The organism is Synechococcales cyanobacterium T60_A2020_003 (assembly GCA_015272205.1).
Taxonomy (GTDB): Bacteria; Cyanobacteriota; Cyanobacteriia; order RECH01; family RECH01; genus JACYMB01.
In genome coordinates this window covers 1-15,340 of the sequence record JACYMB010000348.1, presented here as the reverse complement: position 1 = coordinate 15,340, position 15,340 = coordinate 1, and the positions used below count along the sequence as shown (strand labels likewise).

10 protein-coding genes and 1 pseudogene are annotated in these 15,340 nt (G+C 53.7%); 3 read left to right on the top strand and 8 right to left on the bottom strand.

What is annotated here, in order from left to right:
* Positions 1–259: 259 nt before the first annotated feature.
* The 3 genes from IGR76_17255 to IGR76_17245 all read right to left on the bottom strand — a co-directional run bounded on the left by IGR76_17255 (position 260) and on the right by IGR76_17245 (position 3,325).
* Positions 260–925, bottom strand: coding sequence for an ABC transporter permease (locus IGR76_17255; GenBank protein ID MBF2080208.1), 666 nt, complete (start codon positions 923–925; stop codon positions 260–262).
* 26 nt (positions 926–951) lie between these two features.
* Positions 952–2,256: a HetZ-related protein gene (locus IGR76_17250; GenBank protein ID MBF2080207.1), complete on the bottom strand. Its 1,305-nt coding sequence runs from the start codon at positions 2,254–2,256 to the stop codon at positions 952–954.
* Between the two features lie 421 nt (positions 2,257–2,677).
* Entirely contained in the window at positions 2,678–3,325 is a 648-nt protein-coding gene (locus IGR76_17245) for a threonylcarbamoyl-AMP synthase (GenBank protein MBF2080206.1), read from the bottom strand.
* A 23-nt stretch (positions 3,326–3,348) separates the two neighbouring features.
* Between IGR76_17245 and larC the strand changes: the two genes are divergently transcribed.
* Positions 3,349–4,761: a nickel pincer cofactor biosynthesis protein LarC gene (gene larC, locus IGR76_17240; GenBank protein ID MBF2080205.1), complete on the top strand. Its 1,413-nt coding sequence runs from the start codon at positions 3,349–3,351 to the stop codon at positions 4,759–4,761.
* A 90-nt stretch (positions 4,762–4,851) separates the two neighbouring features.
* Here larC and IGR76_17235 read toward each other — a convergent pair whose 3' ends face one another.
* The 3 genes from IGR76_17235 to IGR76_17225 form a co-directional block, all read right to left on the bottom strand.
* Complete coding sequence (locus IGR76_17235; protein MBF2080204.1) at positions 4,852–8,265, bottom strand: DUF4347 domain-containing protein; 3,414 nt, start codon at positions 8,263–8,265, stop codon at positions 4,852–4,854.
* A 694-nt stretch (positions 8,266–8,959) separates the two neighbouring features.
* On the bottom strand, positions 8,960–9,679 hold the full coding sequence (locus IGR76_17230; protein MBF2080203.1) for a hypothetical protein: 720 nt from the start codon (positions 9,677–9,679) through the stop codon (positions 8,960–8,962).
* A gap of 129 nt (positions 9,680–9,808) precedes the next feature.
* On the bottom strand, positions 9,809–11,755 hold the full coding sequence (locus IGR76_17225; GenBank protein MBF2080202.1) for a DNA primase: 1,947 nt from the start codon (positions 11,753–11,755) through the stop codon (positions 9,809–9,811).
* A gap of 377 nt (positions 11,756–12,132) precedes the next feature.
* Between IGR76_17225 and IGR76_17220 the strand changes: the two genes are divergently transcribed.
* Together IGR76_17220 and IGR76_17215 are read left to right on the top strand one after the other, a co-directional pair.
* Complete coding sequence (locus IGR76_17220; GenBank protein MBF2080201.1) at positions 12,133–12,588, top strand: cupin domain-containing protein; 456 nt, start codon at positions 12,133–12,135, stop codon at positions 12,586–12,588.
* Positions 12,573–13,283 (top strand): CPBP family intramembrane metalloprotease, encoded by a 711-nt coding sequence (locus tag IGR76_17215; protein ID MBF2080200.1) that lies wholly within the window; start codon positions 12,573–12,575, stop codon positions 13,281–13,283. Before IGR76_17220 ends, IGR76_17215 begins: the two co-directional genes overlap by 16 nt.
* On the opposite strand, the gene IGR76_17210 is transcribed toward IGR76_17215, so the two are convergent.
* A complete protein-coding gene (locus tag IGR76_17210; protein ID MBF2080199.1) occupies positions 13,243–14,133 on the bottom strand; it encodes an EamA family transporter in 891 nt (296 codons plus the stop codon). The genes IGR76_17215 and IGR76_17210 overlap by 41 nt on opposite strands.
* Before the next feature lie 59 nt (positions 14,134–14,192).
* A pseudogene (locus tag IGR76_17205) lies at positions 14,193–14,805 on the bottom strand (methylated-DNA--[protein]-cysteine S-methyltransferase).
* Positions 14,806–15,340: the final 535 nt, after the last annotated feature.

Sequence of the window (15,340 nt, the reverse complement as noted above, 5' to 3'; positions counted from 1 at the left end):
CATCCTGGCATTTTACGCCGCAGAGCGGCGGGGAATCGACCCGCAGGGATTGAAATCTAGGGTTACATGAACGTACCTTTGGCTGAAATTGACTTATTCTCGGCAAGCGTTGCACCCGCTTACATAGGTTTATCTACCGATACTTGCACCAATTTTTGCGTCGTTTCGTCTAGTATAACAGCTCTTTTTGTAAAGATACCGTAAAGAACCTTCTGGCTCGTTCTGATGGGTTCAACCTCCAGGGGGGTCTGTGTTCTCCTCAGCTTGAATACGGGGTTGATCTGACTTGGATGGGCTGAGTAAGGCGGCGATGGGGCGTGACCCATTGTTCCAGGAGGATGAGGAGGGCGTTGACGGTCAGAGCCAGCCCTGCTAGGGCGATCGCCCCGGCCCAGATTTTGTCGTAGCGTCCAACCTGGGCAATGCCGTCAAAGAGGAGGGTTCCTAAACCGCCTGCACCGAATTTTGCACCGATGCTGGCCATGGCGATCGCCACGATGGAGGCAATGCGTAAACCGCCCAAGAAGATGGGGAGAATGAGGGGAACCTGGACGTGCCACCAGCGTTGCCAGGGGTTCATGCCCATGCCCGTAGCCGCTTCTAAAACGGCTGGGTCTAAGCTTTGAAGACCTGTGAGTAAATTTCGAACCAAAATGACTTGGGCGTAGATGACCATGGCGGCGATAACGGATTTGGCGCTCAAACCGAAGATGGGAATTAGCAAAATCATGAGGGCGAGGCTGGGAATCGTATACAGCACGCTGAGGATGCCCATGACCCCGAGCTTTAGCCATTGTAGGCTGTGGATGAGCAGGGTGAGTGGAATGGCAACACTGATGGCGATCGCCAAGGCGATCACGGTCATGGTGAGATGCTGCACCAGAAGGGAGCCAACGATGGTTGGATTTTGGAGAAGATATCCCATGGGGGCGATCGCAAATCTCGACGGAACTAGAGGCGGCTGAGAGCGGTATCATTCCGCGCTTGCCATGCTAAGTCTAGTACTTTGACCCAGCGTTTATGCACCTGTTTAAGGGTACATTGGAGGGCTTTGGCGATCGCCTGATCGGTGGCGTACTCTTTTTTGAGTTGCACTAATTGCTGCTGTTCGGGGGTGAGCTGTGCTAAGAAGGTATCCCATTGCTGGGTAGACATGCCCAGGTTTTGATCCAGATCAGCTCCTAGCCATTGGTGAACCAGTTGCCAACGGTGGGATCGGGCAAATTTTTCGACGTGATATTTGAACCGTTGCTGAAGATAGTCGCGCTGACGTGGGGACATTTCCAGGATGTCGTCAATTTCGGAGGCGGACAGATCTTGTAGTTTGAGAATGAGGTAGTCAATACATTCGGACTGCCCCTGCTCTTCGAGATAGTCGATGAGTTCGCGGATGATGCGATCGCGCAGGACGGAATCGGTGGGGTCGGCCACCTCGGCCACCATTTGTTCGCGGACTTGCTGCACCAAGGGCGATCGCCCGTAGGCTTCGGCTTCTTCGGTGCGTCCAGTTTCAACAGCAGCTTCCATATCGACAGCGGCTTCTGGCGGTTGGCGACTGGCAAACCCTTGAGCACGGAGGACAATGAGCTGCTGATTCCGCCGAGCTGGCAGGTTAATGCGTCGCTTGGCGTACTGTTCGCTAAAGGCCATGTACTCGGCGAGTTCGATCCGGGTACGGGGGCTGTAGTGAGCGGGGAGATTGTTCTCGCGGCGAAAGGCCTTGAGGACTTCGATATAGAATCCTTGGAGGAAGTCTTCAATCAGGTTATAGCGTCCTTGAAAGCCAAGGTAGGTGCGGGTGTGGGTGATGTGACGATAGACCATGGCACTGAGCTGGCTGTGGAGTTCGACCCGTCCGCGCCGCGATCCGAGGCGATAGTAGGTGAGACATTTTTGAATGCGATGACGCGCTAGGGTCATCTGCCAGCTTTCAATCTGGCCGGAGTCTTGAATGCGATCGCTCTTGGCGCAGATGCGACTGACTTCGATGGCAATGCGGTGAGCGACGGCATTGGCCCCGGCAACAGATGCTCCCAGTTCGGTTTGGAACTCGGCTTGGATGGTGTGGGCAAGGCGATGGATATCGAGGGATTCAATGGTGCGGTTTGGCTCGGTGTAACCCGTGGTGCCTTGGGATAGGGCGGTAACGCTTGACTCTGCGCTAGCGGTGCACGTCGAGTTGGTAAAAGTATCCGGAGCGGTTTGGATGTCCTGAGAATTAGGAGATGAGGGAGGCTGAGTGGATTTTGCGTTCATGGGTAGATAAACCTTGCGGTGATGCACGTGGGCAAAGAATTGGGAGATCCCACTGTGGAATCCGGAGTGGATCCAGGGGTTGAGATGAATCATCCGGCGCGACATGGTCGAGCAAGGATTGACCTTAATTGCGGCAGGTGCACCCTGACTGATTCAACACATCCAAACTCTACGCAGTTCTATCACCTGATAGGGGGCAAGGTGTGTCACTCTTGGAGGTAACCTCATCCTCTATTGGTTTAGCCTGATTGGGTGAGCCTCAAGTTGAGCGATCGCTTAACTTCCACCAAACTCTCAGTATGGACGTGTTTCACAGTGTTCAGGTTTGATCGACTCTAAAACCGATACCAACGTTCCCTAATGGGACACTTATACAAGTGTCTATTTCAACTGGATACTGCTCAAAACTACGGAGAGCGGACTAGACGCTTGCTTCAGTCGCCCAAGCGGATGCCTCTTGCCAGCCTAGCCCTTTACGAAGGATGGTGGGTTCATCGGTGGTCAGGTCTAGCATGGTCGAAACTTGGTACTTTAACTCCAGACCATCGTCGATCATGACATCGACAACGGGGTCAAAGCGATCAAATAGCTCAGCCTTGGAGGTGTAGTGGGGCTGATCGTCAAAAATGGTGAGGGCAGAGGTTGAAATAATGGGATTATCTAGGGATTTCAGCAACGCCTGACAAATGGCCGAGTCGGGAACGCGAATTCCGGTGGTTTTGCGCTTGGGGTTCATTACCAATTTTGGGACGAGCTTGGTGGCAGGCAGGAGAAAGGTATAGGGTCCTGGAATCAGGCGTTTGAGGACGCGATAGGCTTCGTTGGTGACGAAGGCATAATGGGAAATGTTGGATAGGGATGAACACAGGAATGTGAGTGGTTTTTCGCTGGAGAGTTGCTTGATGCGCCGCACCCGTTCTACGGCTGATTTAACATTAAGATCGCAGCCAATGGCGTAGACCGTATCGGTGGGGTATAGCATGACTGCCCCGGATCGGAGTGCGTCTCTAATTTTTTCTATCCGGTACGTTTGCGGCGTGTCAGGATGAAGTTCGTATATTATCGCCATACGTTATTGCCAGTTTTAAATCTATGACCACGTTAGCGTATTTCGACTGCCCCACCGGACTTGCCGGAGATATGTGTTTAGGGGCATTGGTGGATGCGGGGGTGCCGCTGGAGTATATTGCTAACCAACTGGCACAACTAGGGCTGGCCGATGAGTATCGCCTGTGGTCGGAGCCACGATATCCCAATGGATTACGGGCTATGAAGGTGCATGTGGAATTGCAGCAATCGGTGGCGATGCCGCCAAGGGAGCATCAGGAGGTGGGGGTCGATTATGCCCCGACTATGGCGCATCCCCACAATCATGGTGAGGGGACTCGGCATTTACCGGAAATTGAAGCGTTGATTCGGGCGGCTAAGCTTCCGGAGCGGGTGGAACGGTGGAGCTTGGCAATTTTTCGGAATTTGGCGAAGGCAGAGGCACTGGCCCATGGGATTGCGCCGGAGGAGGTGCATTTTCATGAGGTGGGGGCAACGGATGCGATCGTGGATATTGTGGGGACGTGTTTGGGGCTGGACTGGCTAGGGGTGGATGAGCTTTATTGTTCGGCGTTACCTGTAGGAGGAGGGACGATTTGGGCGGCGCATGGGCGGTTGCCTGTTCCGACGCCTGCGGTGCTGAAGCTGTGGGAGATGCGCCAGGTTCCGGTATATAGCAATGGCATTGAGCGGGAATTGGTAACGCCGACGGGAGCAGCGATCGCCACTACTCTGGCAAAATCGTTTGGCGGTGTGCCTGAGATGATGGTGCGGAAGGTGGGACTGGGGGCAGGCAGTCGGCAGCTTCCAATTGCGAATGTGCTGCGGCTATGGATTGGCGATCGCCCCTCGTCCTGGTTCCAATCTCAGACGCAGGTTTCCCATTCCCATCCCTATCCTCACGATCACGCCCATCCGCATCCCCACGATCACACCCACCCTCACGATCACACCCACCCCCATTCTTCCCCCGTTCACCCCTCCCCCTCTCCACCCCAAGGCCAAGACTCTGTCACTATCCTGGAAACCCAGGTAGATGATCTAAGTCCGCAGGTGATTGGCTATCTGTACGATGAGCTGTTTGCAGTCGGGGCATTGGATGTGTTTACGACGGCGATCGCCATGAAGAAGTCACGACCGGGATTGTTGATTACGGTGATTTGTCCTGGGGATGCGGTGGTGGATTGCGAGGCGGTTCTGTTTCAGGAAACGACGACGTTGGGGATTCGTCGCCAAGTGTGCGATCGCACGATTTTAGACCGGGAAATTCAGGCCGTAGATACCCCCTATGGAACGGTACGGGTTAAGGTGGCTCGACAACCGGATCATGGGGCTGTGTTGAATGTGCAGCCGGAATATGAGGACTGTGCGCAGCATGCTCGTGCGGCAAAGGTTCCCCTCCGCCAGGTACATCAGCAGGCACTATGGCAGTGGACGCAGGAGGCTACAACGGATTGAGGGTTACTTTGCGGATTTCCACAAAATAACCCTCGCATGGTTTAGGATTCTGCTTGATATGCAGGAACCCTAGTCTGCTCTAGGCTTTCCTTAGAGGATGAAGTTAGTGCGATCGATGGTGTCTACATTTACACCACGAAGTAAGGCAAAGGGGCGGAACTTATCACCGTCTTCCCCAGCGATATCGATGTCGAGCTGGGTACCGTTACCGACTTGGGTGAGGCTGACGTAGCGGCTAAACTTCCGCTGGTTGGCGAACTGCTTTTTGCTAAACAGTTCACTGAGATCGATGAAGTCTTCACGGGTCGAGAATCTGCGGATAGCATCTCCGGTTTCGCCACCATCACGAATGGTGCGATAGACGAAGGTATCGCTGCCTCTGCCGCCTGTGAGTACATCTTCGGCTTTACCGCCAATAATGGTGTCGTTGTCTTGGCGACCATTAAGGCGGTCTTGGCCTCGGTTGCCAATGAGGGTATCGTCACCGCCATTGCCACGGGCAACGTCATTTCCGGATGCACCTCGGAGGCGATCGTCACCGTTTCGACCACTGAGGAAGTCGTTATCTCTGCCGCCGCTGGCGATATCATTACCTTGATTGCCGCGCAGACGATCATTGCCTGCATTGCCACAGAGGCGATCGCGCCCTGCACCACCGCTGATGCGATCGTCCCCGTTTTCGCCTCGGAGGCGATCGCGCCCTGCATCACCATTTATGATGTCGTTTCTAAGTCCACCATTTACAATATCTCGACCAATCCGAGCAGAAATGGTGTCATCTCCTCGATCACCTTGGATGCGATCGTTCCCCAGGTTACCTTGGATGCGATCGTTACCGCTTTTTCCTTGGATGGTATCTTCCCCATCGCCACCTTGGATGCGATCGTCGCCCCGTCCGCCGATGATGGAGTCGTTACCGTCGTCTCCGGCAATTTCGTCATCATCGCTTCTGCCGAGCAGGATATCGTCTCCGGCACCGCCACTGAGGAAATCTTTGTCTTTGCCACCGCGCAAATTATCGTTCCCGTCTTGGCCGCTGAGGCTATCCTGACCTGATCGACCTTTGAGAAGGTCTCTGCCGGATCCCCCCTCAAGGCGATCGCTTCCTTCGCCACCATCTAGAATATCGTTCCCCGCTTGGCCTAGGACTAAGTCATTACCATTGCCGCCAATAACGAGATCATCGCAAAGGCGACCGCGAAGACTATCATTACCGTCTCTACCGAAGATCTGATCGGCGTCAGGCCCGCCGGAGAGTCGGTCATTGCGCGGGGTTCCCTTGATGGTTTCCCCCGGACGGCATGGGGGTCTAGGGACACCGGCTTCAGGCGCAACAAGGACTCGTGCAGGCGTGGGATCAGATGCGCCCTGATCGTCCGTAGCGGTATACCGAATCCGGAAGGGGGTTGCGCCGAGCTCTGAGTTGAACGCTTCTGCCGAGGCAAAAAAGATTTGATCGATTTGAGCAATATCGATCGGTTCTTCTTTGACGACAGAGGTTCCGCGTCTGCCTGGGTCACCGATAAACAGTTCGCCAAACCGTTTCGGTGGCAGTTTTAGGATTGTAAAGGTCTCAATGGTGTCGTCTCCGTCGGGATCGGTCGCTTCAAAGGATTGACCCGATGGCTCTTCGATTAATTGAACAACAGCGTTGGGTGGAACGGTGGCGATAAAGGGCACTGTTTCGGGAGGACGGTTCGTGGGTGTGCCCTTGCTGCGTAGGCTCACCGTTGCGGGGGTGCGATCGCGTGCGCCCTCGTTATCGATGGCAGCGTATTTAAAGCTGGTAGAGCTAAAGTTAGCAGTGGATTGGAAAAATAGGTTGCTGATGTCGGTGGCATCAATGATTTGCCGCCTGACAACGGCGGTCGCGTTGTTGCGATTGGGGTTTCCAAAGAAAAGGGTGCCCTGCCGGGGGGCGGGGAGGGTCTCGATGCGGAACTGTTCGACGGTGCCATCGGGATCGGTGCCACTGAGACCCCTTAAGCGTTTAACGGAGTCGGGTTGGACACGTTTATCGACATCATTGGTGTTTGGACGCTGGTTCGATGAACCTGAATCTGGATTTTTTGGACGGAGGCGGACAACACCTGGGGTGGGGTCTTGGTTACCGTCGTTATCGATGGCGGCGTATTCGAAGGTGTCGCCTGTGAAGGAGTTGCTGGCTTGGAAGAAGACGGTGTCGATTTGGCGGGCTCGGATGCGATCGCCCTCAGAGAGTTCAGTGCCACCGTTGTCTGGATTACCCAAGAATAGGGTTCCTTGGGCAGCATCGGGGATGGAGGTAACGCGGAATCGCACCACTCTGCCATCGGGATCGCTGCCGCCGAGACCGGGAACTAGGGCTGTATTACCGGGAGCAATACGAAGTCGGGAATCATCGGTGTCGGGAAATCGATCGCCAGTTCTGAAGAAGATGTTGCTGAGAATGGAAATACCCTGCTCCCCTGGATCGGTCGCCGCGTCTGGCCCGTTGCGGTAGATGACTTGGTAGCTGGTAATGGGAGAATTGAAGAGAACGTTTAAAGTTCCCGTGTCAGAGTCTGGCCCCGTGTTAGGAGCATTACCTACCCCTGTGGCAATGTTGTCCTGAATGGTGTAGGTGGCTCCAGGATTGGCGGTGAGGGTTGGGAAAACAACGGTATCGCCAAAGAATCCGATAATGACGACTTCGTCTTGCCACCCTTGGGTCGCAAATTCCTCATCAATGTCGTAGACCTGGAATCTGACATTTTTGACCGGACGACTGACGGTAACCGTTGTGGTGACGACGTCTTGCAGTGTCTCGTTGTCCATCGTGATGTGGAGCGACTCTTGGGGAAGATCCTCTCCCCCTTCCAGGAAATCCGTGTCATCCGGTGTTTGGACACCCCCTGCCGAACCGAAGGCGACGCCATCGGTCGGATCTACGCTGATGGTGAAGTCTACGTCTGTACCATCAACGTTTTCGAAGACGACGGTGCCAATGCTGCCATCAGGCCAATCAATGTCCGGATCTGACCAGTTGAACTCCGGCATAACGGCACTGTAGGTTTGCAGCACGTCGGTGCGGAAGGCGGGAATGGCTTGCATGGGAGCCGTGCGTACCGCCAGATTCCAGTCCCCACCTAGGGAGGCGGCTCCTGTAAGCGTATCGGATGCGGCAACGGTTGCCTGAGTTAAACGGGCGAGGTGCTGAACGAGCGATCGCCCTGCGGTGTTGGCCGCGAATCTACAGCCATATAGGAGAATTTCAGCAGTTTTGGATAGGGCACTCGACCAGCTTTGGAGGGATGGACAGTAGCTAGGTAGAGTGGATGGGCTTAGCTGTGTGTTTCCTAAGGACAGGACGCCCGGTGCGGCGTGGGAAAGGATGTGTACGGCTTCTACATTTTGTCGGGATTGCAGAACATGGGTAATCTGTTCAATTCCGTCCTGATGGGGGTCTAGAATGACAACCTCAACGCCCTCTACGGTGCCTTCGGCTAAATGTTGATAGTGATCTAAACCCGAGTCTATGAACACTAGCCTGCTTGTGGATATTGAAACCATTGGAAAATTCGCACCTCGCAAAACCATTGGAACTATAAGAAGAAACTACATGTAGACGTGATCCGTGAAACCACGAATGTTGCAAGACCCTGATTTCTATGATGACCCTAACTGGAATAACCGTAGTTTCAAGGCCATCAGTATAAAAAAATCAATCCTTTGAAGATGAGTTGCGTGACACTCAGCTATGCCATAGCATATTGTTTTTTATCTGAGAGGCACAGATTTAAACGATTTTGTAGGACATTGGGGCTCTATGGTATGGATGGATCGGAGCTTTTTTCTGAACACTGATGTCCGTCTTCTGGTCACAACCGTAGGTTTAGGTATACGGATGAATAAGTGTTTTTACGGAAACTCTACACAGTTTCTGTACTCTCAGTAATTTTGCTCATCTTTGCTTCATAAGTGGCTTGGTCTTCAGCGTATTACGGATCAGGTAAAGCTAGCTTTGGACTTTAAATTTTTCTCAAAGCACACGACTTTAATAAATAAAGCTTATTCTTGGGGCAAATAGCGATAATTTTATTCTTTTCTTAACAAAAGATTCATGGATGGTAATATTATTTCAGTAATAACGCTGAAGACGCGATCGCCCTCAGTCGGTCTGAGATGCGATCGCGTGAAGAGTTAGAGTATTAACTTGGACTTTTCCGGAAGCTGGGGATTAAATGAAGTCGGTCCGACTGAGTTGGGCTGTATTGATATCGTCAATGCGCAGGAGGTTTGTGTCGCCTACGGAAACGATCACATCATCTCGACGTTGCCGAATGGAAAGTTGACCAAACTGGAGTCTGCCCGTAAGGTCGAAGGTGTCGGCTTCGTCCTGGAAGTCTCGCACGCGATCGAATCCGCCATTGCGGCGAAGTACGATGGTGTCGGCTCCGGTTCCGGTTTGGATAGTGTCGTTGTCTGCACCGCCATCGATGCGATCGTTGCCGTCTTGCCCAAAGAGGCGATCGCGCCCACTCCGTCCTACTATTTGATCATTTCCGGTATTGCCTAGGATGCGGTTATTGTCATCGTTGCCCCCTAGGGTGTCGTTGCCGCGACTGCCAATGATGTTTTCGATGGAGATGAGAGTGTCGGTGCGATCGGAGTTGCCAGGAAAACCAACGGTTCCGGTGGCAAGGTTGGCAACGATGGGGCCGGAGAAGAAGTCGTAGGTGGTGGTGTCGTTGCCGCTACCGCCGTCGATAATGTCGAAGCCAAAGCCACCATCGAGGAAATCGTTGCCTGCGTTGCCAGAGATGCTGTTGTCGAGACCGTCGCCTGTAATGGTATCGTTCCCTTGGCCACCGATAATATTTTCGATTGGATGATTGGAATCACAGTCGTTGGTTGAGAAATATGTGTTTGATACGGAATCCGATTCGTAAAGTAGCACTATTTCAGAGACCCCTCCCAACCTCCCCTTACCCTAGACGCGAAGCGGCTTCCCGCAGGGTAGGGGAGGTGCCGTCAGGCGGTGGGGTTTAGTGCCACCCTATAGCAGGATTTCGTATGAGAGAAGAGACTATTCTTCAATCTCTGAAGGGGTTGGATAGTCTTGCAAAATACCAACCCAGGGTGTCTGGGTAAGATCGGCAAAGGTGACTCGGCGTTCGGTTTGTTCAAGGTCACGGATGCGCTGTTTTTCAGCGTACATTTGCTGCTGGTATTTGAGGGCTTCTTCGGGTTGGGTGGCGAAATCGGTTTGGAGCCAGAGTTCGTTGAAGTGGCGATAGCGTTTTTCGCACATGACGCGTTCCATGCAGGCGGTGGCGGCACGGATGACGAGGGGGGCACGGAGAATGTCGCGGTGGGTCTTTTCGTCGAGGTGGAAAAGAGACTGGATGGCGTTACTTTCGGGTAGGGTTGAACAGCGATCGCGCAGTTCGTCGGTGAGTTGATTGGGATCGAGGGTATCGTCACTATCGATGTCTAGGATCTGCTGCCAGAGGGCACGACAGTAGCCGATGCTGAATTCGAGGTCTCTTTCTTCGATGGCGGTGGTGATGGTGGGGCGATCGCTCGGTGAATGGATGTAGAGGCGCAGGAGTTGGGATTCGGCGACTTCAAGGAGGGTGCGATCGCTGGGTCGTTGCCATTTTTGCGATCGCCCATGCCAGCGTTGCCCCCGGACTTGGAGCCGGAGATCGTCTTCGAGGCGGACAGCAAGACGACCATCACCGTTGCTGAGGAGTTCGGCACAGCGGTGGATGTAGTGGGTGCGGAGGGTGGCGTTGGGGAGGTTACCAAGGAGTTCTACGATCGCTTGGATGCTGGTTTGGAACTGATCGGGCTGACGGAGATCTTGGTCTTTGAGGAGTTGCTGAATTTGCCAGTCGAGCCAGAGGGGGGATTCGTCGAGGAGGGTAGTGTAGTCGGTTTTGGAGTGGACTTTGAGGTATTCATCGGGATCTTTACCGTCGGGGATGTTGAGGACGCGAAGCTGAATTTCACCGCGATAGGCGAGGTCGGCAACTTCACCGATGGCGCGTTGGGCGGCTTTATCCCCGGCGGCGTCGGCGTCAAAGTTGAGGATGATCTGTTTGGATTCGGTGTAGCGGAGGAGTTGGCGAACTTGGTCGATGCTGAGGGCTGTCCCTAGGGCGGCAACGGTATTTTCGATACCTGCGGCGTGGAGAGCAATGACATCAAAATAGCCTTCGACCACGATAGCTCGGTCTTGTTTAGCGATCGCCCCTTTGGCTTTGTCGAGACCAAAGAGGGTTTTGCCTTTGTCAAAAAGTTCAGTTTCGGGGGAGTTGAGATATTTGGGCTGTTCGTCACCGAGGGCCCGTCCACCAAAGCCGATGACGCGGCCTTGGATATCGAAGATGGGAATCATGAGGCGATCGCGGAAACGGTCATAGTAGCCGCTGTTGCCTTGGCGGGGAACGATGAGTCCGGCTTTTTCAACAAGGTCTACGGGGTATCGTTTTTGGTCTACGAGGTAGCCGTGGAGGGTTTGCCATCCGGCGGGGGCATAGCCAATTTGGAAGCGTTGGATGGTGGTATCGTCGAGGTGGCGATTGTCTTTGATGTATTGGAGGGCGTCGCTGCCTTGGGGCTGGTGGAGGGCGTGTCCGAAGAAGCGAGCGGTGATAGCTAGAATTTCGTAGAGCTGCTCGCGGAGGGAGAGACGACGCTGGAGTTCTTTACGTTGAGCGGGTTCGAGGGTTTGGACGGAGACTTGGTAGCGTTTGGCGAGATCGAGAACCACGTCACTGAAGGAGCGTTTGCCAATTTCCATGAGGAATTTGATGGCGTTACCGCCTGCACCACAACTGAAGCAGTAATACAGTTGTTTGCTGGGACTGACGGTGAAGCTGGGGGATTTGTCGTCGTGGAAGGGGCAGAGGCCGACCATGTCTTTGCCACGTTTACGAAGGACGACGTGTTCGGACACGACATCAACAATGTCAACGCGGGTTTTAACCTGTTCGATGGTGTCGGGATGGAGGCGAGGAATATCCATAGGATGGCGGGTTAGGGTTGCCCTAGCTCTCTACTATAGCAAGCCTCGGTCGGGGCGATCAGCTCTCTACTATAGCAAGCCTCGGTCGGGGCGATCGCTTTACGGTTTGTAACGGTTCTTGCCCAATTGGGGGATTCTCGCTAGATCCTGGTAGTAGTAGCATGGCTAGGTTAATTTGGTGGGTTGCCCTGAATTCAAGAACGTTTAGTTGGGCGATGCCCAACCTACGATCGCCCACCATTTTAGGTCAGTTAGTGTAGGGTGCTGTTAGGCAAAACTGTGGCGCACCGTCGGGTACGGATTTGATGCGTTGCGCTAGAGCTAACACATCCTACGAGATGAAGTGCGATCGCCGTTTTATAGAGTAGGAGATACTGATGATCACGACAGCCTGCAAAATTCCGGTCGTAAAAACGCCTGAGGATTATCAGGTCTTTCGGATTAGTGCGAGCGATCGCAATCGGTTGGCGATTGTGTTTGATCCGAAGTCGGCGGATGCGTCGCTGACCTACTGCGTAGAGATTTTTGAGGCAGGAGCGAAAACGCCTTCCCATCGGCATAATTGCGCGGTGGAGATGTTTTTTGTGCTGAAGGGATACGGTGAGGCGGTGTGTGATGGTAAGGTGGTGCCGCTGAAGGCCGGGGACAGTATTTTGATGCCTGCCAGTGGCACCCATGAGATTATCAATACGGGCGATAAGCGATTATATATGCTGTGCATTATGGTTCCGAATGAGGATTTTGCAGAGCTGATTCGGAATGGGGTGCCGGATCGGTTGGATGAGGAGGATCTGCGGGTGCTGAATCGGGTGGATGGATGTCCGCTGGATTAGGACTTAAACGACAATTTCAAGCGGCGATCGCCCTTCTGCTGGTGGTGGGAGCGGCGGTTTCGGGGATGGCGGCTCGGCTCTATGTTAGTGGTGGGGTTGGGCGGTCTATTTTTGTGGTGACGCGAGGGGTGTTGCTGGGATTGCCGCTGGCGTGGTTTCTGGGGATTGACCGAGATAGAGTGCGGTGGGTGTCGCCATCTCGGAGAGAGATTGCGGCTGGGACGACGCTGGGCTTGGCGATGGCTGGGGTGATTCTCTTGGCCTATTTGAGTATTGGGCGATCGCTATTGGATGCCGAGATTGTGAGGGATGCGGCAGCATTGGTGGGATTGACCCGACCTCTATTCTTTCTGGGTTTTGCGGTCTATTTTACGGTGATCAATGCGCTGGTAGAAGAGTACGTGTGGCGTTGGTTTGTCTATCAGAAATGTGCGGTACTGGTGAAGGAACCGTATGCGGTCTATCTATCGGCGCTTTGCTTTACGCTGCATCACATCATTGCGCTGGCGGGATATACGGGCAATACGTTGGTAACGATTTTTGGATCGTTGGGCGTGTTCGGTGCGGGGGCGATTTGGTCGTTGTGTTTTCTGCGTTATCAATCGCTGTGGGCGTGTTATGTGAGTCATGCGCTTGCGGATTTGGCGATCGCTCTTATCGGTTGGGATCTTCTATTTTTGTATGGGGTGGATTAGCGTAGGCGATCGCAACTCCGGCCACAATCAGACCGCACCCAATCATCATGGAGAGGGTGATGGGTTCGCGTAGCAAAAGACCTCCCCACAGCATTGCAAATAGAGGAATCAGATAGGACACAGTGAGAGCGTTGGTGGAACCGATGCTATGGATGAGGCGGAAATAGAGAATGTAGGCGAGGGCGGTGGAACCGACCGCGAGAAGAAGAACGGAGAGGATGACCGGGGTGGTAATGGGATGGGTGGGAATCGTGAAGGGGAGTGCGGGCAGGAGAAAGAGGGCGGCAGTAAATTGACTAACGGCTGAGGTGATGAACGAGGGCACGTTTTCGAGGTATTTTTTGGCGTAGGGAGCGGCGATCGCGTACATTAAGGCTCCACAGAGTCCGGTGAGAATGGCGATCGCGTTGGTGATGCTGGGGGTGGCGGATTGTTGACCACTGACGAGGATGACGACTCCCAGAAATCCAAGGCCAAAGCCGATTCCACGAATCCATGTCAGTTTTTCTTTGAGCCAAATCCAACTGACAATGGTGCCAAAGAGAGGGGCGGTAGCGTTGAGAATTGCGGTAAAGCCTGCGGATAGATAAAGGGTGGTGTAGGCAAGTAGAATGAAGGGTAAGGCTAAGTTGATCAGGCCAATGACGATAAGGGGACGCCAGTATTGACGGATGGTGTGCCAAGGGGATGCTCGTAGGAGTAGGGGTAAGAGGGCGATGCCTGCAAAGAGAACTCGCAGTTCAATTAGCCATACGGGGCCAAGAACAGGGACGGCGATCCGCATAAAGAGGAAGGATGCTCCCCAGAGGGCGGCGAGGAGGAGGAGTTCGGCGATGGCGGTGGGTTTCATGGGGTGGGGAATGAGGGAGGGAGGGGGTAGAGTTTTGAGTTTTGAGTTTTGGGTTGGGGTTAGGCTTGGGGGGCGTGGTGGGTTGCTTCCCAACCTAGGATGGCGGCTTTGCGGGTGAGACCCCAACGGTAGCCGCCGAGGTCTCCGGATTCACGGATGACGCGATGGCAGGGGATGAGATAGGCGATGGGATTTCGACCGATGGCGGTGCCGACGGCGCGGGTGGCGTTGTTTTTTTGAATGGCTTGGGCGATCGCTTTGTAGGTGGTGAGGCTACCGGGAGGAATGGTGAGGAGCGCTCGCCAGACTTGGATTTGGAAGTTGGTGCCTTTGACGAGGACGGTAAGGGGGGTGGCGGGAGTGTTTGGGGTAAAGAGACGGTGGGCGATCGCTTCCGTAGAGTCTGAATTGGGAATGAGGGTGGCTTGAGGCCATTCGATGTGAAGTTCTTGTTCGGCTTCGATTTCGGTGCCGGGTTCGACGAATCGTAGATGACCAATGCCGCGAGGAGTGGCGGCAATTAGGACGATACCGAAGGGGGTATCGTGTAGACCGGTGGAGGTGTTGGGCAAGGGTAGTGAGGTCGGGTTGCTCTTGGTGGCGATCGCGCAAGAAGGCGATCGCACTGGCGATGCGGTCGTAGTCGCTGGCTGGAATAGTTGGGGTGGCCATAGGGTTTGGAGTCAGTGAGTGGATGATCGGAGGGGCGATCGCTCTATTACTTTAGCGGTTTCTGTCATTTGCCCCCACCCGATTCTTGCGATTTTGCTGCACTTGGGTTTGAAGGTCGTTGAGCGGGTTTGTTTGCTAAATGAACACAGGCTGTCTTGAGATAAGATCAACTTTCTTAATTTAAGTCTATTTTTGAGACTTTTAAGACCCAAGCAAGACGAGCCTTGCTCACAATAAGACTTGTAATCTCTAAATGAGTCTATTTGTAAGACATTAATTATTGAAGTTGTACAATTATGGGTTCGATGGAGATTTGGGTTCTAGGGTTGGAGCAATCGTTTTCAATGTGATTTCTTTTTACTGGGTCGCTGGGCATGTCTACATCAGCAACGCCCCTATAACGACACTGCACCTTGACTCGTGTTTCTTGAGGTGGGGTTGGTTGATGGTTTTCTAATGTGTAGGTTTTGTTGAGGGTTTTGGGATGCTGCGCGGCACCACTCAGCGCTTAACGAAAACTGTCTCAAAATAAGAT

What these genes read in the sequence shown, in the direction of transcription:
- IGR76_17255 (MBF2080208.1), bottom strand. Translation starts at nt 925, where the DNA reads ATGGGATATCTTCTCCAAAATCCAACCATCGTTGGCTCCCTTCTGGTG.
- IGR76_17250 (MBF2080207.1), bottom strand. Translation starts at nt 2,256, where the DNA reads ATGAACGCAAAATCCACTCAGCCTCCCTCATCTCCTAATTCTCAGGAC.
- IGR76_17245 (MBF2080206.1), bottom strand. Translation starts at nt 3,325, where the DNA reads ATGGCGATAATATACGAACTTCATCCTGACACGCCGCAAACGTACCGG.
- larC (MBF2080205.1), top strand. Translation starts at nt 3,349, where the DNA reads ATGACCACGTTAGCGTATTTCGACTGCCCCACCGGACTTGCCGGAGAT.
- IGR76_17225 (MBF2080202.1), bottom strand. Translation starts at nt 11,755, where the DNA reads ATGGATATTCCTCGCCTCCATCCCGACACCATCGAACAGGTTAAAACC.
- IGR76_17220 (MBF2080201.1), top strand. Translation starts at nt 12,133, where the DNA reads ATGATCACGACAGCCTGCAAAATTCCGGTCGTAAAAACGCCTGAGGAT.
- IGR76_17215 (MBF2080200.1), top strand. Translation starts at nt 12,573, where the DNA reads ATGTCCGCTGGATTAGGACTTAAACGACAATTTCAAGCGGCGATCGCC.
- IGR76_17210 (MBF2080199.1), bottom strand. Translation starts at nt 14,133, where the DNA reads ATGAAACCCACCGCCATCGCCGAACTCCTCCTCCTCGCCGCCCTCTGG.